The 23,603-nt window shown below is 47.0% G+C and carries 20 protein-coding genes; 11 read left to right on the top strand and 9 right to left on the bottom strand.

The window, feature by feature from the left end; genetic code table 11:
* Positions 1–95 precede the first annotated feature (95 nt).
* Together rlmN and MRBLPE1_RS28465 are read right to left on the bottom strand one after the other, a co-directional pair.
* Positions 96–1,172 (bottom strand): 23S rRNA (adenine(2503)-C(2))-methyltransferase RlmN, encoded by a 1,077-nt coding sequence (rlmN, locus tag MRBLPE1_RS28460; protein ID WP_364152426.1) that lies wholly within the window; start codon positions 1,170–1,172, stop codon positions 96–98.
* 193 nt (positions 1,173–1,365) lie between these two features.
* On the bottom strand, positions 1,366–2,541 hold the full coding sequence (locus MRBLPE1_RS28465; protein ID WP_364152429.1) for an MFS transporter: 1,176 nt from the start codon (positions 2,539–2,541) through the stop codon (positions 1,366–1,368).
* Positions 2,542–2,879: 338 nt separating this feature from the next.
* On the opposite strand from MRBLPE1_RS28465, the gene MRBLPE1_RS28470 reads away from it, so the two are divergent.
* A complete protein-coding gene (locus tag MRBLPE1_RS28470) occupies positions 2,880–3,938 on the top strand; it encodes a phosphatidylglycerol lysyltransferase domain-containing protein (protein ID WP_364152432.1) in 1,059 nt (352 codons plus the stop codon).
* A 100-nt stretch (positions 3,939–4,038) separates the two neighbouring features.
* On the opposite strand, the gene MRBLPE1_RS28475 is transcribed toward MRBLPE1_RS28470, so the two are convergent.
* Entirely contained in the window at positions 4,039–5,196 is a 1,158-nt protein-coding gene (locus MRBLPE1_RS28475) for a hypothetical protein (protein WP_364152435.1), read from the bottom strand.
* A gap of 157 nt (positions 5,197–5,353) precedes the next feature.
* On the opposite strand from MRBLPE1_RS28475, the gene MRBLPE1_RS28480 reads away from it, so the two are divergent.
* From MRBLPE1_RS28480 to MRBLPE1_RS28505, 6 genes are all read left to right on the top strand, one after another.
* Positions 5,354–5,890: a PadR family transcriptional regulator gene (locus tag MRBLPE1_RS28480; RefSeq protein ID WP_364152438.1), complete on the top strand. Its 537-nt coding sequence runs from the start codon at positions 5,354–5,356 to the stop codon at positions 5,888–5,890.
* A 1-nt stretch (position 5,891) separates the two neighbouring features.
* Complete coding sequence (locus tag MRBLPE1_RS28485) at positions 5,892–7,412, top strand: DHA2 family efflux MFS transporter permease subunit (RefSeq protein ID WP_364152441.1); 1,521 nt, start codon at positions 5,892–5,894, stop codon at positions 7,410–7,412.
* Positions 7,413–7,517: 105 nt separating this feature from the next.
* Positions 7,518–8,750, top strand: a complete 1,233-nt coding sequence (gene pepT / locus MRBLPE1_RS28490; protein WP_364152746.1) for a peptidase T — start codon at positions 7,518–7,520, stop codon at positions 8,748–8,750.
* Between the two features lie 164 nt (positions 8,751–8,914).
* Positions 8,915–10,123, top strand: coding sequence for an MFS transporter (locus tag MRBLPE1_RS28495; RefSeq protein WP_364152444.1), 1,209 nt, complete (start codon positions 8,915–8,917; stop codon positions 10,121–10,123).
* 186 nt (positions 10,124–10,309) lie between these two features.
* On the top strand, positions 10,310–10,789 hold the full coding sequence (locus MRBLPE1_RS28500; RefSeq protein WP_364152447.1) for an RNA polymerase sigma factor: 480 nt from the start codon (positions 10,310–10,312) through the stop codon (positions 10,787–10,789).
* A 4-nt stretch (positions 10,790–10,793) separates the two neighbouring features.
* Positions 10,794–11,486 carry a zf-HC2 domain-containing protein gene (locus MRBLPE1_RS28505; RefSeq protein ID WP_364152450.1) on the top strand — a complete coding sequence of 231 codons (693 nt, stop codon included), beginning with the start codon at positions 10,794–10,796 and terminating at the stop codon, positions 11,484–11,486.
* Between the two features lie 109 nt (positions 11,487–11,595).
* Here MRBLPE1_RS28505 and MRBLPE1_RS28510 read toward each other — a convergent pair whose 3' ends face one another.
* Positions 11,596–11,937, bottom strand: a complete 342-nt coding sequence (locus MRBLPE1_RS28510) for a zinc ribbon domain-containing protein YjdM (protein ID WP_364152453.1) — start codon at positions 11,935–11,937, stop codon at positions 11,596–11,598.
* A 202-nt stretch (positions 11,938–12,139) separates the two neighbouring features.
* Here MRBLPE1_RS28510 and MRBLPE1_RS28515 point away from each other — a divergent pair, with 202 nt between their 5' ends.
* Positions 12,140–12,604, top strand: a complete 465-nt coding sequence (locus tag MRBLPE1_RS28515) for a MarR family winged helix-turn-helix transcriptional regulator (RefSeq protein ID WP_364152456.1) — start codon at positions 12,140–12,142, stop codon at positions 12,602–12,604.
* Between the two features lie 53 nt (positions 12,605–12,657).
* Positions 12,658–13,947 carry an MFS transporter gene (locus tag MRBLPE1_RS28520; protein WP_364152459.1) on the top strand — a complete coding sequence of 430 codons (1,290 nt, stop codon included), beginning with the start codon at positions 12,658–12,660 and terminating at the stop codon, positions 13,945–13,947.
* An 84-nt stretch (positions 13,948–14,031) separates the two neighbouring features.
* On the opposite strand, the gene MRBLPE1_RS28525 is transcribed toward MRBLPE1_RS28520, so the two are convergent.
* Both MRBLPE1_RS28525 and MRBLPE1_RS28530 read right to left on the bottom strand, forming a co-directional pair.
* A complete protein-coding gene (locus MRBLPE1_RS28525) occupies positions 14,032–14,946 on the bottom strand; it encodes an NAD(P)/FAD-dependent oxidoreductase (RefSeq protein WP_364152462.1) in 915 nt (304 codons plus the stop codon).
* 50 nt (positions 14,947–14,996) lie between these two features.
* Entirely contained in the window at positions 14,997–15,488 is a 492-nt protein-coding gene (locus tag MRBLPE1_RS28530; protein WP_364152465.1) for an RrF2 family transcriptional regulator, read from the bottom strand.
* A 243-nt stretch (positions 15,489–15,731) separates the two neighbouring features.
* Between MRBLPE1_RS28530 and MRBLPE1_RS28535 the strand changes: the two genes are divergently transcribed.
* Positions 15,732–16,649, top strand: coding sequence for an aldo/keto reductase (locus MRBLPE1_RS28535; RefSeq protein WP_364152468.1), 918 nt, complete (start codon positions 15,732–15,734; stop codon positions 16,647–16,649).
* Between the two features lie 190 nt (positions 16,650–16,839).
* On the opposite strand, the gene MRBLPE1_RS28540 is transcribed toward MRBLPE1_RS28535, so the two are convergent.
* Entirely contained in the window at positions 16,840–17,697 is an 858-nt protein-coding gene (locus tag MRBLPE1_RS28540) for a class II fructose-bisphosphate aldolase (RefSeq protein ID WP_364152471.1), read from the bottom strand.
* A gap of 696 nt (positions 17,698–18,393) precedes the next feature.
* Here MRBLPE1_RS28540 and MRBLPE1_RS28545 point away from each other — a divergent pair.
* On the top strand, positions 18,394–18,981 hold the full coding sequence (locus MRBLPE1_RS28545; protein ID WP_364152474.1) for a hypothetical protein: 588 nt from the start codon (positions 18,394–18,396) through the stop codon (positions 18,979–18,981).
* Positions 18,982–18,989: 8 nt separating this feature from the next.
* On the opposite strand, the gene MRBLPE1_RS28550 is transcribed toward MRBLPE1_RS28545, so the two are convergent.
* Together MRBLPE1_RS28550 and MRBLPE1_RS28555 are read right to left on the bottom strand one after the other, a co-directional pair.
* Positions 18,990–20,648 carry a thiamine pyrophosphate-binding protein gene (locus MRBLPE1_RS28550; RefSeq protein ID WP_364152477.1) on the bottom strand — a complete coding sequence of 553 codons (1,659 nt, stop codon included), beginning with the start codon at positions 20,646–20,648 and terminating at the stop codon, positions 18,990–18,992.
* Positions 20,645–23,470: a bifunctional diguanylate cyclase/phosphodiesterase gene (locus MRBLPE1_RS28555; protein WP_364152480.1), complete on the bottom strand. Its 2,826-nt coding sequence runs from the start codon at positions 23,468–23,470 to the stop codon at positions 20,645–20,647. The genes MRBLPE1_RS28550 and MRBLPE1_RS28555 overlap by 4 nt, the downstream gene beginning before the upstream one ends.
* Between the last annotated feature and the right edge of the window lie 133 nt (positions 23,471–23,603).

The following is a 23,603-nucleotide window of genomic DNA, read 5'->3' on the forward strand; positions in this document are numbered from 1 at the left end:
CATCTTAACAGAAAAGATATGGAAGAAGAAGGCTGTCACGTTAACGCAAAAAAGAACATTCCCGGAATAGGAAATGTTCTTCATGCCGTCCTTATTTAGCCAAGCTGAAGCTCCTTGGATTTTTTGATTTGCTTGCTTCTGAGCTGTCCGCAGGCCGCGTCGATATCCGTGCCGTGCTCCAGTCGAACGCTGACGCTGACGCCCTGTTTTTTCAAGGTATCGTAGAAAGCGCGAATCGTTTCCCGGTCCGTCCGCTGATACTGGCTATGCTCATCCACCGGATTGTAAGGAATGAGATTTACGTTGGCCAGGCTGCGGCGATTCCCGATCAGCTCGGCAAGCTCCAGCGCATGCTCCTTCTGGTCGTTCACGTCCTTGAGCAAAATATACTCCAGCGTAATTCTGCGATTCGTCTTCTCCAAATAATAATCGATGGATTCCATTAACTTCTCGATCGGAATCGCCCGGTTAATCTTCATAATGCGTGTGCGCAGCTCGTTGTTCGGCGCATGCAGCGATACGGCAAGATTAACCTGCAGATCTGAATCGGCGAACTCTTTGATTTTATCCGCTAAGCCGCTTGTAGAAACCGTAATATGCCTGGCGGCGATCGCAAGCCCCTTTTGGCTTTTGATGACGCCGATAAAATCGGTCATGTTTGTGAAATTATCGAACGGCTCGCCAATGCCCATAACGACGACATGGCTCACCTGCTCACCCTGCTGCATCCGGTCGAGATGAAGCTGAGCCTGCATAATCTGCTCGACAATTTCCGCGCTAGATAGGTCGCGGCTCTTGGCAAGCAGTCCGCTCGCGCAGAAGCTGCAGCCAATGTTGCAGCCAACCTGCGTCGTGACGCAAACGGATAATCCGAATTTATGCCGCATTAATACGGTCTCGATCAGGTTGCCGTCCTGCAGCTTGAACAAAAACTTGTTCGTCCCGTCCGCCGATTCCTGCCTTGTATGCTCAGTAAGCGTCTGGATGACAAAATGCTCCGACAGCAGCTGAACGCATTCCGCTTTTACATCCACCATGTCCGTAAACAACGTTACGCGCTTCCGGTATAGATATTCCCACACCTGCGATGCCCGGAATTTGGTGAATCCGCGTTCCTTCAGCCACTCCGTCAGCTGCTCAAACGTTAATCCATATATAGATGGTTTATTCATAGGATATCCTCTTTTCAATACTGCAAAATCCAGTCTAATCTGCCTATACTGCCGAAACGAATAATCTGCTTATTATTGTCCCAAAATTGGCCCATTAAAACAAGGGGGAGATCCCTCATTTATTTGACATAAAAAAGAGGCCTCCTAGCGCATATGCATCTAGAATGGCCCCTTTCGCTCTTTTGATCTACTCTTACTCGACAACCTTCTTGGAAGCGAGCAGAAAATAAACAAAATACATGCCGCACAAGGCAGCGATGAACCCAAAGCCACCAAAGATATCGAATCGGGACGAGTAATAACCGAATCCGAGCCCTGTAAAGGTGAGAAGGAAATTTTCGCCCAATGACTGAAAGGATCCCATTGTCGCTCTCATCGAAGAATCGATGCGATGATGCAAATAACCCGCGGCAAGCGGCTCGATAATGCCCGCAGCCAAACAGACAGCAATCATGGCAGCCAAGCCGCTGTAGTCTTTCATGATCGACATATATACGAAGCCTGCCGTCAAAAACGCCGTAATGCCCAGAAGCAGCGCCCTGTAGCTGAAAACATTTTTCAGCTTGTAAGCTAGAATATTGCCCGGCAGCCTGAGAAAGAAAACCGCAGCCGAAAAGAGTCCAAAATAGACGACCGGGATATTTAATCTCTCCAAATAAATTTGCCAGAACTCATCGATAAAGTTAACGGCGGCACCGGTTACCATTCCCGATAACAGCACCAAGCATAGTCCGGGATTGCTTCTGAAAAAACGCACGGAATCCGTAATGTACGCTTTGATCGGTAGCGGCCCGTCATCTTCGCGGCTGTTCCTATCCGGCTCAACCAAAAGAATGGTTACGCCAAGGGATATGGCCACTGCCCCGAGCGAGATCCAGTAGTTCAGCTCATAGCCAAAGCGGCTGGCCAAGAAGCTTCCGCACAAGGCAGCGATAATAATCGAAATGGTATCCAGAGCATTTAAACGGCCTACTATTTTCTCGAAATGCTTCTCTTTTCCCTTCGCGAGCAGGGAGTCATACAGCAAAGCATCCTCTGCCCCGCTGCTTGCCGAGTGGCCAATCGCTGCCAGAAAAACGACCAGCGCAAAATGCCAAAACTCCGTGGCAAACACGAGAATAAGAAACTCGCTGCAGCTCAGAAGAGCGGATACGACGAGCAAGTGCTTCCTTCCCCATTTATCCGCCATAATGCCGGAGGGGACCTCAAACAAAACGATCGTAAACGCAAAAATAATTTCGGTATATACGACCATCTGAATGGTCATGCCTCGATCTTCCCAAAATAACCTCTCGATTACATAGGCGGGAATTAAACTAGAAAAAAAACGAATAACGAGTAGCTTCCAAATGTTCGGAATATCGCCCATAAATAACGGCCCCTCTCCTCTCTGATTGCCAATGCGCAATCAAATCACGGAGGCGGTCGGGGACGATATGACCCTAAGGATTAACAGGGAGGTCTTGCAATTCTCATGTCATGATCCCCTTTAATTTAGAGTAGTGAGGAACCTCAAACTTGAACGTTTGAGCTTATTATAGCTTAAAATATCGCTTAGCAATAAAGATAATACGGATTCCACAACTATTCTTTGACGGATATTGTATTTCCTCTATAAACAAGTATAATAAACGCCGATGAATAAAATGAACGACAATATTCGACACAGCCACCTGCTTCGTCGTTGCTTATTTGGAGGATTTGCAAATGATCGATAACCTTTCTGAAAAACGCCTAAAAAACCTGCTAAAAAGCTGCGGCCACCAATCGCACTCCCATTTATATTTCCTTGGCGATAAGGAATGGCTTTGGGATTCCAATTATGAGGCTCTCCTTGTATACCGTTCCGTCGGTAACCGGAGGATCGTGCTGGGAGACCCGCTAGGAAAGCCCGATGCCGTGAAACGGATCATCGCGCATTTTATTGCCGGCTGCGACAAAGATAAACGTATCCCTGTATTTTATCAGGCAAAGTCATCCTACCTGCCGCTCTATGAAGATTTAGGACTGCAAAGCGCCAAAATCGGAGAGGAAGCCCAGGTAGACCTAGCCTCCTTTAATTTAAAGGGGAAGCAATGGCTTAAGATACGCAACCGCATGAATAAATTTCAACGCAACGGCTTTACTTTCGAGGTGCTGCAGCCTCCTTATTCGAGCTCGCAGCTCAACCGTCTTGAAGCGATATCGGAGGAATGGCTTGCCAACCGCAGGGAGAAAGGCTTCTCTGTCGGCTCGTTCTCTAAGGCTTATATCAGACAATACCCCGTCGCTGTCTTGATCAGCCCTGAAGGAAATTATGAAGCCTTTGCATCGGTTGCTGGCGGATCATACCCTACTGCAAAAACCAAAGAAGAATCCTATACCCGCCGGATCACGGTTGATCTTATGCGCCATACGGATGCATGCCCGCATGGAACGATGGATGTTCTGTTCGTGTCGTTATTTCTATGGGCGAAGGAACAAAGCTACGATGTATGCAGTCTGGGAATGGCGCCTTTAGCCCATGTTGACAGGTTTCGCTTAGCTAAGCTGTTATACCGGTACGGAAACAAAATGTATAACTTTAAGGGTCTTTACGAGTATAAAAATAAGTTCGCTCCCCAATGGGAAGACGTTTATTTCGTATATCCGCCCGGTACTCTGCCCATAAACGTCATGCTGCTATCGTATATTATTCATCGGCCTAAAAATCAAATGCATCCACATAAACAAATCACCCTGTCCCCTGTAGCAGAAGTAGAATCCCCTTTTGAAAAACGCGCCTGATGACGCAACCAAAAAAGCTGCCTCTGAAGGCTATGAGCCTGACGGAGACAGCTTTTTGGTGCATTTATATCGAGGAGCTTCGCAGCATAAATGTTATGCTCTATATCGGGTTCTGAGCAAACTGGTAATCGCAAATCATCATATAGCTGATGTAACGCTGACCCTTAACCTCCACGGTAATCATGCTGATCGCATATTTAGGCTTATGGCCATTTACAGCGGCTGTCCCGAATTCTCTCATCGTGTGCATCCGGTCCTTTTTCTCATCCATGACGAAAATGTAATCCACAAATGGATCTTTTTCTGATGAGGGTTTTCCGTATAAGCCTTTAAATAGTGCTGTACTCGTCAGCAGTCCCGCTCCCCGGGGTGTCTCGTAAATCGTCTTTGAATCATCGCTTAATCTTATGATCATGGATACGACTTGATTATTTCGATAAGAAATCGTGATGCCGTCATAAACAATGCCAAACAAATTTTCATCGATCGGCTTGCCGGTGATTTCTTCGGCTTTTTCCCGCTGCATGCCAAGCGTTATATACGTTTGCCTGCCTTGGGGAGTAAAGGAGAGATCCTTCATGTTCAGCAGCTTAACCGGTCTAAACGGAATTGAAATGGCATTTTTTTCGATTAAATGTTTTTCGGACAATGCCGTATAATCATTTCTTACGATTTGGATGCTAGAAACCTCGCCATTGAAATTGACGCTTAGGCTTAAGGAATAAACATCAGGACTTTCTTGGTGCAGCTGTATTTCTTTTTCCCCTTTTAATTGCACCGCTTTACCTGCTTGGCTATCCCACCGGTAGACATAAACAAACCGGTTAGGCACAGAGGTCTCCCCTAGTATCTTTAACGCATCTGCCTGGCTCATCTGGAACGTAACGCCTTGGGCCAGCTTTGATTCTGTTCCAAGCGACAGCCACGCCAGCCGGTCATCTATATAAGCGGCATACAGATCTTCATACTTAAAATATTGTCCGCCATCTGGGGTAAGGTAAGCTTCCGGGTTACCCAGCAAGCGGTCTACTTCGGTTTTATGCATGCCCATCCGGATAGAGATTAGCGTGTCGCCTTTTTGGTGCTGTACGCTTAGCACGGGGTCGGTTACGACCTGCTTGTCCTCTGCAGCCAGCGTTCTTTGGGCTGCGGGCGCTCCCAATAAAAAAATGATTGCGAAACAAATCAGTATCTTCCATTTTACGCTATGGAGATTCAATACGCGTGCAACAGGGTAATCGCTTAGCTGGCCGGACATGACTTCACCTCTAGTATTTTTCCATATTATAACTTAAATGACTGGCATGCGGTTTAACAACAGTTCAATAATAGGTAAATTTTTCACTTACATATATTGACACATTATATATCGGAATGATATATTATGAACCGTAATACATGAAGGAGGGCATATTTTGAACAGTCAGGATGTTATTCTAGGCATGCTTATGAAGCGATCATTATCCGGCTATGAAGTGAAACAGCTTTTCGAGGATATCTTCTCTTATTTTTACAGCTCCAGCTACGGGACGATCTATCCTATGCTGCATCGGATGGAAAAGGAGGGATTAATAACGAAGGAAAATGTGGTCCAAGAAGGTAAACCGAATAAAAATATGTTTACGATAACGGAGCTGGGCAAGCAGCAGTTCCACTCCTATTTGCACAGTCCCATAGAATCGGATTCGATAAAATCGGATTTTCTGATGAGGCTTTATTTTGGTCAATTTGTAGGCAATGATCTGATTATAGCCTGGTTGAAGAAGGCGCAGGCCTATACACAAAAGCAGCTGGACGAACTAAGCGAAAAGTACGAGGTATATAGGGATAAAATGCATCCCTCCCATATCATTTGTATCGAAATAGGCATTAAGGAATATCGCGCGAAGCTGGAAACGATTCATGAAGGGTTGGCACGTATGGAGCAATTAGAACGAGAAGAGAGGGTTTAATATGACGAAATCCGGTTCGAATAACAAGCTTATTATTCTTGCGATGGCACTCGGATTATTAATGTCATCGCTCGATAACACCATTGTGGCTTCCTGTCTTAACAAAATTAGCGAGGATTTTAACGTATTCGATAAGGTAAGCTGGATCTTTACGGCCTATATGCTGGCAGCAACCAGCACGATGCTCGTATTTGGCAAAATGTCTGATTTATTCGGGCGAAAATTGTTCTACATGATCGGTATCGGGTTATTTCTCGTCGGATCCGCGCTATGCGGCGTAGCACAGAATGCGGATCAGCTCATTTTATACCGCATCATTCAAGGCATTGGCTCGGGAGCATTAATGCCGATCAGCTTCACGATTATCTATACGATATTTAAAGATCCTAAGGATGCCGCCAAGATGTCCGGGGTATTCGGCGCGATCTTCGGGCTCTCCTCGGTTGCGGGACCGCAGTTGGGCAGCTTTATTGCCGAGCACATGGGCTGGAGATGGAATTTCTATATCAACATTCCGATCGGCCTAGCTTCCATGGTTGTTTTAATGATCGCATTAAAAGAAACGCGTTCCGAGCGCAAGCCAAAGATCGATTATTTAGGAACGCTGTTCTTAATCATTACAACCGTTTCCTTAATGCTGGCTCTGGAGTGGGGCGGCAAAACTTACGCTTGGAGCTCTTGGCAGGTGATTGGATTATTCGTCATCTCGGCCGTGATCGGCGCATTATTTATTCTCGTTGAGCTGCGGGCGCAGGAGCCCGTGCTTCCCCTTCGCATATTCAAAAATAAAATGGTGTTAGGAACAAGTATCCTTTGCTTCTGCCAAGGGGTGCTTATGTTCTCGGCTATTACGTATTTGCCCAGCTTTACGATAGGCGTATTAGGCCATTCCAACTCCAACGGCGTATTAACGCCTATGATGGCCTCCTTGATTGCCGGTGCTATGCTATTCGGCTTCCTGCAGTCCAGGTTCGCTTTCCGTACATTAATGGTCTTCACGATGCTGATGACCATTATCGTGGCCTCGCTGCTCGCTAACGTCAGCCCAGACGCCTCCAGCGGGTACATGATAGCACTTATGGTTTTGCTTGGCCTTGGTGCGGTTGGACCCTTGATGAGTGTCGCCCAAAGCTCGGTTGCAGCGAACGTGGATCCCAAATACATGGGCGTCAGTTCCTCCATTGTAGGTTTCTGGCGGAATATTGGCGGTATATTAGGTGCTTCGATTATGGCGACGATCGTGAACAACGACTTAAACCGGTTAATAACCGAAGGAGCTGGCAAGGTTGGCATTCCGGCCGACAAGATCAGCACCTTAGCCAATCCGGAACTGCTCATGCATGCCGGCGGCGACCTGAGTCCCCAGATCAGGGAATTTCTGCAGGAGGCGCTGGGCACAGCCATAAACCACGGATTTATACTCAGCGTTTGCATTGGCGGCATCGGCCTGGTAACAGCCATGTTTGTAGGATCAAGCAGACTCGCTGCCGTAAGAAAGCAGCAGCCTAGCAGCGCGCATTAGTTATGCTTCGTAAAGTATAACCTTCGTACGGAATCATTTGGGATGCTGTCCCTTTTGTATTATAATTTGCTGTATAACAAATGGGATAGGAGTTGTGGGATGACAATGAAAACGGAGATTATTAAGCGATTTATTTCATATGCGCAAGTAGATACGCAGTCCGATGAGAGCAGCGATACCTGCCCTTCGACACCGGGGCAGCTTGTGCTCGCCCGCAAGCTGGTAGAGGAATTAGAAAGCATCGGCATGCAGGACATTACGCTGGATTCAAACGGCTATGTCATGGCCACTCTTCCCTCCAATACGGATAAAGAAATCCCGACCATCGGTTTTCTCGCCCATATCGATACGGCAACCGACTTCACCGGCACAAACGTAAAGCCACAAATCGTTGAAGACTACGACGGGCAAGACATCATTTTGAACAAAGAGTTGAATATTGTCCTTTCTCCAAAAGACTTTCCAGAGCTGGCCGGGTATACAGGGCACACCTTAATCACGACAGACGGCACCACGCTGCTAGGCGCCGATGATAAAGCCGGTATGGCCGAAATTATGACGGCGATGGCCTATCTCCTTCAACATCCTGAGGTGAAGCACGGCAGAATACGAGTCGCTTTCACGCCGGATGAAGAAATAGGCAGAGGCCCGCATCGGTTCGACGTCGCCGCTTTCGACGCGGTTTATGCTTATACCTTGGATGGAGGCCCTCTAGGCGAGCTGCAGTACGAGAGCTTCAACGCCGCTGCCGCCCATATTACCTGCAAGGGCAAAAACGTTCACCCCGGCACGGCGAAAGGAAAAATGATCAACTCTGCCAAAATAGCCATGGAGCTGCACGGAAGGCTGCCTGCCGAGGAAACGCCAGAGCAGACCGAGGGCTATGAGGGCTTTTTCCACCTCACCTCTATTGAAGGCGACGTCGAGGAAACCCAGCTTCGTTATTTGGTTCGCGATCATGACCGTAATCGGTTTAACGAGCGAAAAGCAGAGCTGACCCGCTTGGTTGCGGAGCTACAGGAGAAGTACGGGAATGGTCGTATCGAGCTTGAGATCAAGGACCAATATTTCAACATGAGAGAGAAAATCGAGCCCGTTATGGAAGTCGTGAATCTTGCGAAACAGGCGCTCGAAAATCTGGGAATTACACCGGTAATAGAGCCGATTCGCGGCGGCACCGACGGCTCTCAGCTATCCTACATGGGCCTGCCGACACCGAATATCTTCACGGGCGGAGAAAATTACCATGGCCGGTTCGAGTATGTTTCGGCAGACAATATGGAGCTGGCCGTAAAAACCATTATTGAAATTGCGAAGCTATATGAACAAAGAGCTTAGGGATACAAGCGGTATTTCTCATGCAAGCAAGAGCAGGACAAAATGAAAAATGGCTTGATTATGCTATCAGAAAACTAAATAATAGGTAACGGGCCAAACGGTCCGTTGCCTATTTATTTATTGCGAAGCTTGCCAGACGCAGCAGAAAGGTTGACATTTACATCATGGAGTTAGCACAACAGCAGCATCTCACCAAGAAACGAGCGGCCAAAGAACCGTTTCCTGTCTCCATCCTATCCCTTACGGTCGGCGCCTTTGCTATTGGCATGACCGAATTTGTCATTATGGGTCTGCTTCCCAATGTGGCAGAGGATCTGCATGTCAGCATCTCAGCCGCAGGGCAGCTCATTACGATGTATGCTCTCGGAGTCGCTGTCGGAGCTCCTATATTAACCGTTCTCACCCACCGCATTCCGCAAAAGAAGCTCTTATTGCTGCTGATGGTTTTATTCATCCTCGGCAATGCAATGTCCGTCATCGCCCCCACCTATGCGATCCTCATGGCAGCCCGTGTGTTAACGGCGCTAACCCACGGGACTTTTTTTGGCGTTGGCGCCGTGATTGCCTCTAATCTGGTACGTCCCGAAAAACGCGCCGGCGCCGTATCCATTATGATGGCCGGCCTGACGATTGCGAATATTATCGGCGTTCCTCTAGGCACCTTTATCGGTCAACACATGGGCTGGCGAGCCTCGTTCGGCGCCATTTCGATCATGGGCGTTGTGGCGCTGATCGGCATTCTGATTTTTATACCGCAAATCCGGCAGGCGAAGCCCGCTAGTATCCTACAGCAGATTGCCTCACTTGCCAGCCCCAAGCTGCTGCTCTTTCTGTTCATTGCCGCGCTGGGTAACGCAGGGTTGTTCGCCGTATTTACTTATATAACGCCGCTGCTTGTGCAGGTATCCGGTTTTGCGGAGCACAGCGTAACTTGGATTCTCGTTCTATTCGGCTGCGGAGTAACCATAGGCAATATCGTTGGCGGAAAGCTCGCGGATTGGAAGCTTCTGCCCTCTATTTTAGGCCTTTATTTTACGATAGCCGTACTTCTTACCCTTTTCACCTTTACCGTTCATAGCCCGATCGCAGCCGTATTGACCATCTTCTTGTGGGGAGCTGCATCCTTTGCCGTCATGCCCGGACTGCAGGTGCGAATCATGAGCCTTGCCCAAACGGCGCCGGCGCTTGCTTCTACGTCCAGTCATTCTGCCGGTAATTTAGGAAATGCGTCAGGCGCTTTTATTGGCGGTTTTGTTATTACGCATTTGTCGATAACGGCCCTGCCGTGGGTCGGAGCCTTGCTTGTCGGATTGGCACTCCTTTTAGGGTTGGCCTGTTATATTGCGGAACGCAAGTCCTCCCTGTCATCATGAAATAACGAAAGCGCGATAAGCAGCTAGCCCGGCACATCATGTGATGTTGTTGGGTTAGCTTTTTTGTTTTAATCGAATGCCTTCACACCTTTTTGCCAGGCATTATAATGGTTTATATTCTATTTTTTAAAATAGTTGTAACGAAACGCCAGCTTGGCTGTCTTATATAGGTGAGGAAGTGAGAGCGTGAACGATTTTGAGGAAATCTACAATGCATATTTCCGGGATATTTATTTATTCGTGTTCTCTTTGAGCCGAAATGAGTCGGTTGCCGAAGAAATCACGCAAGAAACTTTCTTTAAAGCTTTGAAAAAGATTGATTCCTTTAAGGGCCAATGCAAAATAAGCGTCTGGCTCTGCCAAATTGCCAAAAACACCTACTTTTCCTATGTTGAGAAGCAAAAACGGTTCGAACCGGAACGCGTGCTTAAAAAGGCTGGTCCCTACAATATCGAAGCCGCTCTTTTGGCCAAAGATACTGCGCTAGGCATACATAAGGCATTACATCATTTAAATGAGCCCTATAAAGAAGTATTTACGTTAAGGGTATTCGGGGAATTGTCCTTTGCCCAGATCAGCCAGCTGTTTGAAAAAACCGAGAGCTGGGCTAGGGTCACCTTTTACCGTGCCAAACAAAAAATTCAAGATTCGCTAAAGGAGGAATAACGAAATGATGAAATGCGAGGTTATTAAGGATTTATTGCCTTTATATATCGATAACGTATGCAGCAAGGAGAGCGCAGAATTGGTAGAAGCGCATCTCGCGACATGCGGCAGCTGCAGGTCGGAATGGGAAACCATGCGAAACGAGCTGAAAATTTCTCCGGCTGCCGTTGATGCGAACAACAGGGACAGCCGTCTACTAAAGGAAATATCCAGCTACTGGAGCCGTTCCAAATTAAAATCATTTTTGAAAGGAGCCGTGCTTGCCTCATTATGCCTCGGAATCGCTGTTGCGGCCTACTTTGGTTTGACGGAATGGAACATGATGCGCGTTCCTTCGGCTATCATCGAGGTGAAGGATACCAGTCTAATGAAAGACGGCAGAGTTGCCTTTCATCTGCGGCTGACAGACGGTTATGATTTAAACGAGATTAGCTACGACATGGACGAAAAAGGGAACTTTTACATGGTTCCGTACCGGCCTATTATCAAGAAAAAACCAATTACTACGTTTGGGCTTTTTAACATGTATCAATCACTGGACCCTTTTATAAAGGAAGTTTATCAAAATAAATATGGCGCAGACGCGAAAGTGACTGCCCTCTATCTCGGAACACGCGACGAAAATATTTTAATCTGGAAAGAAGGAATGAAGCTTCCTCCGGCTAGCGATGCAGTCGAAAACGAGCTTAGGAAATAACGTCTAAGAGGCTACCCCAGAAGGCATTAAGCCCGTCGAGATAGCCTCTTCGATTAATTCGAGATTAGTTTTAACAGTCTGAGTTGAGTTAAGATAAATAGATCAGACTTTAGGCCTTTTTAACAAACTCAGACTTTAATTTCATCGCGCCAAAGCCGTCGATCTTGCAATCGATATCATGGTCTCCGTCAACCAAACGGATATTTCTTACTTTGGTGCCTATTTTCAATACGGATGAGCTTCCTTTTACTTTAAGGTCCTTGATTACCGTTACCGTATCGCCATCGTTTAAAACATTGCCATTGGCGTCTTTCACGATTTTGTCCGCTTCGCCGGCAGGCGCATCCGATTCTAAACTCCATTCATGGCTGCATTCCGGGCAAACCAACATGTTTCCGTCCTCGTAGGTGTATTCTGAATTGCATTTCGGGCAATTAGGCAAATCCGTCATGGTTTAATTTCTCCATTCGTTATTATTCCCTCTACTATACGACGGTTTTTCAAATTAATCAAAAACCGTCAACCCACTGCAAAATGGATAAAACCCAAACGAAAAGTTTGGGATTGACATTCGTATCCATTTCTTTTATGTTTGTTGTACATACAAAATACAGAGGCGAAAACAATATTTATCCTTTAGAGGAGGACTATATATGGCAAAGGAATCGAATTCAGCATCAGAGCAAACAACTTCTAAGGACGAAGCGTTTCTGCATAATTGCTTGTATTTCACAACGAATCGGCTTAGCCGTGCCATCACCCGTATGGCGGATGAAGCTTTTGCCACGACCGGACTGACGCCAGCCTATGGTTATCTGATCCGTCTCGTCATCGGAACACCCGGTATTACGCAGAAAGAGCTCTCAGAGAAGCTGTACATTACGCCTTCTACGCTAACCCGATTTATTGATAAGCTTGCGGGTAAGCAGCTTGTCGAGCGCAAAGTACAGGGCAAGACCGTTCTTGTGTACCCGACGGATAAAGGAAAAGAAATGGAGCCCTCCCTTCGCAAAGCCTCCAAGCAGCTAAAAGCAAAGTATGAAGCATTACTCGGCAAAGAATTAGCAGAACAATTGACTCATGATCTTGAAAAAAGCAGCGAGCAGTTAGAGAAATAATTTTTTTATTTTATTTTGTATGTACAAACAAAATTGAAGGGATGTATGAATGAATGAGCACAAAAGCTTCCCGAGAAGGATCCCATCCAAAGTCCCGCTTCTATTATGGTTGGGTTATTGTACTGCTAACCTTCACAACCTTGCTTGTTTCCGCGGGCATCCGCTCGCTGCCAAGCATTCTGCTCATCCCGTTCCAGGATGAATTCGGTTGGAGCAGAGGCGGTATCTCCAGCGTGATCTCCATTGGCATTTTTCTATACGGGCTGGTAGGCCCGTTCTCAGCAGCCCTGTTGCTCCGCTACGGTATCCGTAAAGTCGTCATCAGCTCGCTTACCGTATTGGCCGCTAGTCTGGCGGTAACGCCATTCATTCACTCCTTGTGGCAGTTCGAGCTGTTATGGGGGCTTGTCTCCGGTCTAGCGACCGGCATGATGGCCAACGTTCTCGGCGTTACGGTTAGCAATCTGTGGTTTGTTAAGCGAAAAGGCCTCATCATCGGCTTGTTAACGGCAAGCGCCGCTACCGGCCAACTGCTGTTCCTTCCGCTTTTCGCCAAAATGACAGCCGATTTTGGCTGGCGGTATGCCATCTACACAGCAGTAGCCGGCATCCTGCTCGTGCTTACCGCCGTTGCAATCTGGATGCGCAACCACCCGTACGATGTCGGTGCAGCGCCTTACGGCTCGGATGAGATGGTGAAGCCTGCTATTTTTAAGGGCAATCTGTTCCTGACTCCCTTGCAAAATCTTCGTTTCGCTATGAAAAACGCCACCTTCTGGCTGCTTGCCGGAACCTTCTTTTTCTGCGGCTTCTCGACCAACGGTTTAATCGGGACGCATCTTATTGCCGCGTGCAGCGATCATGGCATGCTTGAGGTCACTGCTGCCGGTCTGCTCGCCATGATGGGGCTGTTCGATTTGTTCGGCACAACGATTTCCGGCTGGCTCTCCGACCGGTTCGACAGCCGCTGGCTGCTGTTCTGGTATTATGGACTGCGCGGATTGTCGCTGCTGTTCTTGCCCTACGCACTGGACGCAACGCCTGCCATGCTCGTCGTTTTTTCCGTTTTCTACGGTTTGGACTGGATCGCAACCGTTCCGCCTACAGCTAAGCTTGCAGGCGAAACGTTCGGTAAAGAAAAATCCGGCATGATCTTCGGCTGGATCGTCGTCGCCCATCAAATTGGCGCCTCCACGGCCGCCTATGGAGCAGGCGTCATGCGCGATTGGTTCGGCAGCTACTCTCAGGCTTTCGTTATTGCCGGTTTCGTTTGCTTCTTTGCAGCTTTAATGGCTGTCCGGATCCGTAAAAGCAACGCTGAAAAGATTCACGCGACAGCCTAAGTATTGGGACGCGGAGTGAAGTAGTCAAATCAAATCAGCCCCGACACCAGTCAGGGCTGATTTGATATAGGTTCCAGTTGCTTGCTAGCTCTTGCTAATCCAAGCCTCTGCGAGCAGCTCGCCATTAATGCCAACGCCAGCCAGCGCTCCTAAGGAAGCCGCTGTAATCGCTTGGTACATCTCCGTAGCGGCATCTCCGGCACTATAGACGCCCGGTACGTTCGTTTTGCCAAAAGCATCGACGATTACGGTTCCTGCCTCCGTCATCTTGCAGCCCAGCGTTTGCGGCAGCTCGGATCCGGCAGCAAGCTTCGGCGCGAAGAAAATGCCGGTACACGGAATGTTCGTGCCATCCTCGAGCACAACCTGCTTTACCATGCCTTCGCTGGACTCAATGCGCAGGATCTTGGAGTCATACGTCGGTACGTTATGCCGCTTGAGCTCCTCGCGCTCTTCCTCGGTCCATTCATCGGGCCCATCGGTACAAATGGTAAATTGATTCGTCCAACCTGACAGCATTTTGGCCGAATGCAGCGCCCGCGCACCTTTTACAATCAAGACGAGGGGCTGATCCCTTAGCTCCCAGCCGTCGCAATAAGGGCAGACAAAGGCGCTTTTGCCATACACGTCTGTCAGACCGTTAACAGTAAGCGGAAGATCCTTCATTCCTACAGCAAAAAGCAGTTTTTTGCTCTTGAAAACCGCCCCTTGTGCAGTCGTGACTTCAAAATGACCATCGGTACCCGTAACGGCTGCCGCCGCATCCTCCACAAATTGAACCGCCGGATAAGCGTTCATCTGCTCCTTCGCTATTCGCCGAAATTCGCTGGGGCTGATGCCGTCACGGGTAAGAAAACCGTGGGTCTCGCGGGTAACCCGGTTACGCGGGCGCCCCTCGTCAATAACCGCCACGCTTTTTCTTGCTCTGCCCAGCACAAGCGCCGCATTCAAGCCTGCCGGTCCGCCTCCGATAATCGCTACATCAATCATTTGCATCATTCTAATCACCCTCCTGGATCTTTAATGTCCATAATTAAAGCGCAAGAAGCTTATGGCTTCTTGTTTATTGCATCGCTGTTACTGTACAAAGCCATATCGACTACCCACTGGATCGTGTGTTTCTGTAAATAATCATGCATCTGCTGTTCGGCGCCGTTCATTACTTTTTTAACCAGGCACTCCTTGCCGGGTGCGCGGATAGCCGTATCAGGATCCAATTCATCCGCTTCAAAAAACAACTGATGGCGCTGTTCATCGATATTAAAGCAGTCGTACAGATGCTGCCTGCCTTCGACAACTTGAATCACCTCAAGAAACGTAATCTGATCGGCCTCCCTTGCAAGCTCATAACCGCCGCTCACACCCGTAACGGCGCGTACGATGCCATCCTGCCTCAGCTTCGACATGATTTTGGACAAATAGCTTTCCGGCACGCCCAGAGACGACGCCAATTCCTTAATGCCTACATTGTGACCGCGCTCCGCATATGCTAGTTGAATTAAAGCATGCAAGGCGTAACCCGTGCTTTTGGAAAACTGCATCCCAAACTCCTTTCATTCACATGAAATCCCTATTATTATAGACTCTTGTTATCCATTATAGATAATAAGTGTCCATTATTCAAGGGTAGGGCTTATTTAGATTTTGTACTCAACGCGACAAAAAATGTCCAAGGCTAAGCCTTCCTTCGTTTCATAGACATTGAAATCTATCAAGCTTTTGTGAGACAATCAATAAAGCGATTACATAAAAATGCTATACCGATACTTGGGAGGAATGAACCGATGAAAACGATAAAGCTTGGAACAAGCACCTTAGACGTACCCGTAGTAGCAGTTGGATGCATGCGTATCAATTCGCTCGACAAAAGCCAGGCTGAGCGCTTTGTCCAAACGGCGCTGGAGCAAGGCGCTAATTTTTTTGAGCATGCCGACATTTATGGCGGTGGCGAATGCGAGGAAATTTTCGCAGATGCGGTTCACATGAGCGACAGCGTTCGCGAGAAGATCATCCTGCAATCCAAATGCGGTATCCGGCAGGGAATGTTCGACTTCTCCAAGGAGCATATTTTGAATTCGGTCGATGGCATTCTGAAGCGTCTGAACACGGATTATTTGGATGTTCTGCTTCTTCACCGCCCGGATACGCTGGTTGAGCCGGAAGAAGTGGCAGAAGCGTTCGATCTGCTTGAAAGCTCGGGCAAGGTACGGCACTTCGGCGTATCGAATCAAAACCCGATGCAAATTCAGCTGTTGAAAAAATCGGTCAAGCAGCCGCTTGTTGCCAACCAGCTTCAGCTGAGCATCACAAACACGACGATGATTTCGAGCGGATTCAACGTCAATATGGAGAATGACGCAGCCGTTAACCGTGACGGCAGCATCCTTGATTTCTGCCGGTTGAACGACATGACCATTCAACCTTGGTCGCCATTCCAATACGGCTTCTTCGAGGGCGTTTTCCTCGGCAGCGACAAGTTCCCGGAATTGAATGCCAAGATCGATGAAGTAGCGGCAAAATACGAGGTCAGCAATACAACGATTGCCATAGCGTGGCTACTGCGTCACCCTGCCCGCATGCAGCCGGTTATCGGAACGATGAACATCGAGCGCTTAAAAGATTGCTGCAAAGCAAGCGAGATTTACCTGACACGCGAAGAATGGTATGGCATTTACCGCGCGGCAGGCAATGTGCTGCCTTAAGATGCATGGAATATGTAGATACAAAGCAACCTCAAGTTATAGAATCGTCAGTTATTGACCATTGGTAACATTCGGTTTGCTAACTCTATCTAACATAGAAGAAGCAGACAAAAAGGCCTCTCGTTTCGCAAAAAAAGGGTTGGACAAGATGCAAATCGCATCCTGCCCAACCCTTTTCACATTATATTTATTACGCTTTGTTCGAAGAACCGAACTCACGCATTTTGCCTTGAACTGTTGTTTTGATGGCATCGCGGCCCGGGGACAAGAATTTACGCGGATCGTAAACTTCGGAATCCGAAGTCAAGATTTCACGAGCAACTTTTGTGAACGCGATTTGGTTTTCTGTGTTTACGTTGATTTTTGCAGTTCCCAGCGAGATCGATTTCTTGATGTCAGCAGTTGGGATTCCTGTACCGCCGTGCAATACCAATGGAAGCTTGATCGTTTGACAGATCTCTTCCATTTCTTTGAAGCCTAGGTTTGGTTCGCCTTTGTAAGGGCCGTGTACGGAACCTAGTGCAGGAGCAAGGCAATCGATGCCAGTAAGCTCAACCAGTTGCTTACATTCTTGAGGATCAGCGTAGATAACGCCCTCAGCGATAACATCATCTTCTTGTCCGCCAACTGTTCCAAGCTCAGCTTCTACGGAAACGCCGCGCTCATGCGCGTATGCAACCACTTGTTGCGTTGTTTTTACGTTTTCTTCGAAAGGCGAGTGCGATGCATCTATCATAACGGAAGTAAAACCAGCATCAATCGCTGCTTTACATTTTTCAAAGCTTGAACCATGGTCCAGGTGGATAGCTACAGGAACCGTGATTTTCATTTCTTCAATTAGGGATTTCACGATTGCAGTTACAACTGTGAAGCCTCCCATGTAACGGGCAGCACCTTCGGAAACGCCAAGAATAACCGGGGATTGCTCAGCTTGAGCAGCGCCAAGGATTGCTTGTGTCCACTCTAGGTTATTGATGTTGAATTGACCAACAGCGTACCCTTCTTTTAAACCTTTGTTCAACATTTCTTTCATTGATTCCAAAGCCATGATAAATCCTCCTTCAAAATAATTGCAATTTAATAACTCGACCTTTCAATCATACCCAATTCATCTGCAGTTTAAAATGGCGTCCGCAAAACTGCAGCGAAACTGGCACGAACGGACTGGGCTTATCCACGTTCTACTTATCAGTCTACATATTATCACAAATTTCTCTTTAAGACTACCTATAAGCAGGGAGGAATGCTTTACTTATTTCATTGTCCTTTGAAGCGAATATTTATAAACCGGCAAGGCGTTTAGATCATGGAAATGAATACGGATCCAGTCATTATCCCCCGATCGCTGAATTCCGCATTCCGAGCATTATTGCCCGGGTAAATAAATCTCATAGCTTTAGCCTTTTGGAAATCATCCGGATCCATTTTCAAAGAGAAGTAAAGGGAGATGGTACTATCCCCCGCCGAACCATCCGAATAAAAGACGGATCAGTATGCTGTACCAATCCTCTGTTACGACCGTGCCATAGACAAAAAATATAAAATTACGATACCCGCTCCGGCCCCGGAATACGCCGTACTATTAAAACCATGCCATAACATCCTTAATATGCAAGGTTATCAAACACCCAACCCTATAAATGATATTTATAATTGGATTTATTTGCCGTATAATGGTTTTGTATTGTTCATTTCATGCGCAATAACCTCAAAAAACTTTTTTATGATGGGGGTTTATTTGTTAATGAGTAATCAGAATGGTCTAATGACTAAAGCAGAAGCCATGGAGAACCTTATGGATTCTTACAAAGAAAGGATCAGCGCCTCGGAGATTTTGACGATCATACGCCAAGTTTTCAAGCTCGATCTGGAATCGGTCTCTGAACTGCCGGCCCTGCCCCGCGCAGCTTTAGACGCGTACTTGGAGCAAGTCGAAAAAAAAGTCACAGGCGCAGAGATTCGCAAAATGGTTAATCAAACTTTTTCAATTAATTTAGACGCCCTATCCGCATTGGAAGGGGGCAAAATCTCCTTGTTTTCCAAAAACCAATGGATGGTTCGGCATGATAAAGACTTGTTTGCGGTACATACCGGAGCCGGAGATATTGATGTGAGAATTTCCCCAACCCATTATTTCATGGAACAAACGGGCTCCGAAGCACTGCCGGCTGATCTAATAAACGCATTAGTCGCTTTGGGCTACCGCAACGAGGAGAACATTGGAAGCTGCTATTTCTCCAACTCGGCAGGCGAACCCGTACCGGATGCCTTTAAAGGACAAACCATGATGGCGATAAAGAAAGTTATCGATCAATCCTATTCTCATCTGTAAGAAAACGATTATTTGCCAAAAGAGGACAGGAATTTAACACGATCCCCCATTGGGGGGTTATTGTTGTCTCTTAATGCCACCTCTAAAATAGCCGGTCCGTCTGCATTCAATAAATTAGTAAGGATATCTGAATTAATTTCATCCATACCGTTAACTCTAAAGCTTGGGATACGCATAGCCGCGGCCATCTCTGCAATATTGACCGACACCTGCTCAAAGGAGGGATGGGTCCTCTTAAACTGCAACGAATGCCCGTGATAGACCATTCCCAAGCGGGCATTATTCATCACAACAAACAAAATAGGCAAGCCCTGTTCTTTGGCCGTTAAGATTTCCATACCGTGCATGAAGAAGCAACCATCGCCCGTAATACAGACAACGGGACGTTCGGGTTCAGCTAGTTTAGAGCCGATGGCTGATCCAATTCCGACACCCATTGCTCCAAAATGAACATTGATATTATAGGAATCGTAATCCAGCACCTTCATGTGATGGATGACATACGCCATAAATTCACCGATATCGACCGTATAACGCGTATTAGAAGGCAGCAGCTTTTGAATATTCAGCAGAACATTCTTCGTGTTATACTCCCCCATGTCCTGAACGAGCGATTCGTTCCCTTCCATGGCGTTTTCTTCAAAGGCAAGGTGGGCCGTTCCCCTTGATAATCCCAAGACCCTCAGATCCTCGATCATCATCAACAAGCTCAAATGGATATCGCCTAAAACCGGAATATCGATTTCATATTTACGGTTAAACACCGTCTGGTCAAAATCAAGCTGTACCGTGAACCGGTCCTTCGTAAGGTTTTGGTTATAGTTATTCGTAGCGGTTTCGCCCAAGCTCGAACCCACAACCAACAGCGCTTGACCGGCACCTTCGTTAATGAGATTCGATGCGGCTTCATGTCCCGCAAATCCAAATACGCCGATAAGCAGCGGGTGGTTCTCCGGGATATATCCTTTGGCCTGCGGGGTCGTCACGATCGGCCAATTCAGCATTTCTGCCAGCTCGATTAAGGAGTCCACGGCGCCTCTAACGCCTTGTCCAACGAGAATACAGCCGTCTTTCCTCTGCATTAACGCTTTAGCGGCGGCCTGAATGGTTTCGGGGTTAGGAATCATCGGCTTTCTTTCTTGCAAAACAGGAATTTCAAGATTTCCGACCTCGGCATGCTGCACGTCGATCGGGATCGCGATATGGACGGGACCCGGCACGCCGGATATTGCAATTTGGCTTGCTTTAATGATTTCAGGAAGCAAATCCTTTGCCTCTTTCACAATAACGCTATACTTTGTAACGGAGCGGAAAACCGGCGCGGCGTCTAATTCTTGCGAGGCATTCAATCCCATGGTGCTTACAGGAACCGCGCCCGTCAAAAACAAGACAGGCAAATGCTCTCGCATCGCATTAGCCGCGCCGGTAACCAGGTTCGTTCCCCCCGGCCCGCTGCAGCCGATACTCACGCTCATTTGTCCCGTGTATTTGGCGTAAGCTGCAGCCATATAGGAGGCGGCTCCTTCATGCTTGGTTACAACCGGCTCAATTTCGGGCATATCGTACAGCGCATCAAAAAACGCGTTGACGGAGCCTGCCGGAATTCCGAAAATATGTTTAACGCCGCTTCCTTTTAAAAATTCCAATACCGCGCGTGCTGCTTTCATGAAAGAATTCCCCCAACTCTAGAATTGTCACGATTCATTATAAAATCTAACGTTATATCTTCTGCCTTCATCGGTCGGCTAAAGTAATAACCCTGCATCAAATAACAATCTCTAGCTGATAAAAACTCTACATGCTGCTTGGTTTCGACACCTTCGGCAATGACACTGAGATTTAAATTTTGAGCCAATGTAATAATGGTATTGGTAATTGCCGCATTATCATCATCGTTGGTCACATCCTTCAAGAAGGATTTATCGATCTTCAACGTGTCAATTGGCAAGCTTGTTAAGTAACCCAGCGATGAATAGCCCGTCCCGAAATCATCCACCGCGATTTTAATGCCCAAGCCTTTTAATTCCTTCATCGTTTTTAGCGTTAGGTCCTTATTCTTAATAATTAAGTTTTCGGTAAGCTCCAAATGCAAATATTCCGGAGACAAGCCTACTTCATCTAAAACGTTGGTTACCATTGCAAATAAATTGTTCTGTTCGAACTGACGGGCCGACAAATTAACCGCTACGCTTAATAAAGGGTATCCTTGGTCATGCCATTCCTTTAATTGCCTGCATGATTCTCTTAGAACCCACTCGCCTATCGGAATGATTAAGGCCGTTTCCTCGGCAATCGGAATAAATTGATCCGGCGCAATTAATCCTTTTTCCGGATGATTCCATCTCAGCAATGCCTCTACGCCCACAATTTGATGCGTGATGTAGTCGACTTGAGGCTGATAATGAATGACGAGCTCCCCGTGATCCAAAGCCCGATATAAAGCATTCTCGAGCTTAACGCTTTCGAAGGTTCTCGTATCCATCCCTTCGCTAAAGAAATGATAGCTGTTGCCCGATATTTCTTTTGATTTGTACATCGCGGTATCCGCGTTTTTGATTAAAGTCTCGGTCGTATCCCCGTTATCGGGAAACAGACTGATTCCAATGCTCGTCTTGATATAGATTTCATTATCCAGCAATTGGAACGGCTCTCTAAAAGAATCAACAACAAGATGTACAACCTTCAACACTTCGTTTTCACACTTGATATTAGGCAAATAAATGGTGAACTCATCTCCGCCTTGCCGCGATACCGTCGCGCCCTTCGGCACACATAGACTGAGCCGCTCGGCCACATGCCGCAATAAATGATCTCCGAAGCTATGTCCCAATGAATCGTTGATCAATTTAAAGCGGTCTAAATCCAAGTACAGAACAGCGAGCTTCTCGTTATGGATTTGGGCATGGGTTATCCCTTGGCTAAGCCTGTCCTTCAAAAGGATCCGGTTCGGCAAATCGGTTAAACTATCAAAGTAAGCATGGTATTTTATTTCCGCCTCCATTTGCTTCCTTTGCGTGATATCTTTGAATGTAACGACTTCCCCGACAATCTCGTCGCTTTCCTTTATCGAGGAAATGACGTATTCAACCGGAAAGCTGGAATTATCATGCCGGTAAAAAATTTGATCCTGGTCATACTGGCTCCAATTATTATTCATATTCGCTGGAGCTGCGTTCTCACCCGACCGGTTCTTCCCATTAAAAATAAGGCTTGCCGGTTGTCCGATCAATTCGCCCTTCGTGCGGTAGCCGAGCATGGAGAAGCCTGCCGGATTGCAGAAGGTTATTTTACGGTCGAGGTCTAAACCAAAAATGCCTTCTCCCGCTGAGTTTAGAATTAATTCCTTTTCCCGGCTAAGCTGCTGCAGCTCCGTGATCGCTTTTTGAAGCTCCTTATTTTTTACCGTGATCTCCGAGGTTCTCTCTTCGATAATGATTTCTTGCTTTTCCATATACAATAAGTTAGATAATGTCGAGGCCGTCGCATCCACAATGGATTGCGCAAGCTGCATCGTAGCGATCGAATAATCAAGATTTCCTTCCTCTAGATTAACGACCGGGATGACGCCCAGAACCTCGCCCATCGAAACCAGCGGGAGCATCAGCATGCCATTGATCCCAAAATTACGGCAGAGGTCATGGTTAGGCCTTTTATCTGCAAAGACATCCGGAATGAGAACTGCCTTTTTTGATTTTATGACTTCTTGGAACACCGCATCATTGCTCTCGTCTATCCTGATCTTGCCATGCGTCTTCATCCAGTCTTCTTCTGTCCAGTCACTATCCTTGCTTAGCTTCGCAGGCCTGATCTGTCTTTCCGTTATTGGGTCTAACAAGTGAACGCCTATATTATAGTTGTTCAATACCTTCCCCAAGTAGAAAAAACAACTGTCTAAGCTTTCATGCAGCGTGGAGCACATCGCCAAATCACGGGTGACGTCAAGCAGCAGCTGCTTCTCGGCAATAGAATTCTCTTTTTGCGTTAAGTTTCTTGCATTTTGTATCGCTACTGCTGCCATGTTCACATAAGCCTCGACCGTTTGAATTTCCGATTCTGTCAGGTTCATGGGAATGCCATAGTCAAATAAAAATACAAGACCGAATAATTCCTGCTCGAATGAGATAGGGAGAACGAGTAATGATTTAATATGAAATCCTTCTACTGCTCTGGGGTCCGGCCGATTGTCCTTTGAAGTATCCGGAATATAGATTGTTTTTCTAGTGTCGATGACCTCTTTGGCCAGTAGGTCCATATCCGTATCAATGACATGCATATCCAGCGTCCATCCGTTGATGACCTGCGGCTTGCCCACATATCCTTTAAACGTTCCGTCCTCCTGCGGCAAATAAATGCCTACCGAATTACATCGTACGATTTCTTCGGATATCGCTGTCGTTACATGCTGCAATACATCACGCAGCTCCAGCTTTGTATTGATCAATTTGGTTAAATGCGCTAGACGAGAATATCTCATCTGTTCCTTAAACATGATCTGCCCCCCCTGCTCCCCAGTTAAAATCCTCAAGCATTCGTTACGCTCCTTGTACCTCTCTAGTCATGAACGAAATATTAATATTCTACAAAGTTCTACAATTAATATCGGAATCCTTTTATTAAAGCAT

The sequence above is a fragment of the Paenibacillus sp. LPE1-1-1.1 genome (genome assembly GCF_040676435.1).
In the GTDB taxonomy this organism is placed as follows: domain Bacteria; phylum Bacillota; class Bacilli; order Paenibacillales; family Paenibacillaceae; genus Pristimantibacillus.

Excerpts from the sequence above, each read along its gene's own strand:
- rlmN (WP_364152426.1), bottom strand. The coding sequence starts at position 1,172 with ATGAATAAACCATCTATATATGGATTAACGTTTGAGCAGCTGACGGAG.
- MRBLPE1_RS28465 (WP_364152429.1), bottom strand. The coding sequence starts at position 2,541 with ATGGGCGATATTCCGAACATTTGGAAGCTACTCGTTATTCGTTTTTTT.
- MRBLPE1_RS28470 (WP_364152432.1), top strand. The coding sequence starts at position 2,880 with ATGATCGATAACCTTTCTGAAAAACGCCTAAAAAACCTGCTAAAAAGC.
- MRBLPE1_RS28475 (WP_364152435.1), bottom strand. The coding sequence starts at position 5,196 with ATGTCCGGCCAGCTAAGCGATTACCCTGTTGCACGCGTATTGAATCTC.
- MRBLPE1_RS28485 (WP_364152441.1), top strand. The coding sequence starts at position 5,892 with ATGACGAAATCCGGTTCGAATAACAAGCTTATTATTCTTGCGATGGCA.
- pepT (WP_364152746.1), top strand. The coding sequence starts at position 7,518 with ATGAAAACGGAGATTATTAAGCGATTTATTTCATATGCGCAAGTAGAT.
- MRBLPE1_RS28495 (WP_364152444.1), top strand. The coding sequence starts at position 8,915 with ATGGAGTTAGCACAACAGCAGCATCTCACCAAGAAACGAGCGGCCAAA.
- MRBLPE1_RS28505 (WP_364152450.1), top strand. The coding sequence starts at position 10,794 with ATGATGAAATGCGAGGTTATTAAGGATTTATTGCCTTTATATATCGAT.
- MRBLPE1_RS28510 (WP_364152453.1), bottom strand. The coding sequence starts at position 11,937 with ATGACGGATTTGCCTAATTGCCCGAAATGCAATTCAGAATACACCTAC.
- MRBLPE1_RS28515 (WP_364152456.1), top strand. The coding sequence starts at position 12,140 with ATGGCAAAGGAATCGAATTCAGCATCAGAGCAAACAACTTCTAAGGAC.
- MRBLPE1_RS28520 (WP_364152459.1), top strand. The coding sequence starts at position 12,658 with ATGAGCACAAAAGCTTCCCGAGAAGGATCCCATCCAAAGTCCCGCTTC.
- MRBLPE1_RS28525 (WP_364152462.1), bottom strand. The coding sequence starts at position 14,946 with ATGATGCAAATGATTGATGTAGCGATTATCGGAGGCGGACCGGCAGGC.
- MRBLPE1_RS28530 (WP_364152465.1), bottom strand. The coding sequence starts at position 15,488 with ATGCAGTTTTCCAAAAGCACGGGTTACGCCTTGCATGCTTTAATTCAA.
- MRBLPE1_RS28535 (WP_364152468.1), top strand. The coding sequence starts at position 15,732 with ATGAAAACGATAAAGCTTGGAACAAGCACCTTAGACGTACCCGTAGTA.
- MRBLPE1_RS28540 (WP_364152471.1), bottom strand. The coding sequence starts at position 17,697 with ATGGCTTTGGAATCAATGAAAGAAATGTTGAACAAAGGTTTAAAAGAA.
- MRBLPE1_RS28545 (WP_364152474.1), top strand. The coding sequence starts at position 18,394 with ATGAGTAATCAGAATGGTCTAATGACTAAAGCAGAAGCCATGGAGAAC.
- MRBLPE1_RS28550 (WP_364152477.1), bottom strand. The coding sequence starts at position 20,648 with ATGAAAGCAGCACGCGCGGTATTGGAATTTTTAAAAGGAAGCGGCGTT.
- MRBLPE1_RS28555 (WP_364152480.1), bottom strand. The coding sequence starts at position 23,470 with ATGTTTAAGGAACAGATGAGATATTCTCGTCTAGCGCATTTAACCAAA.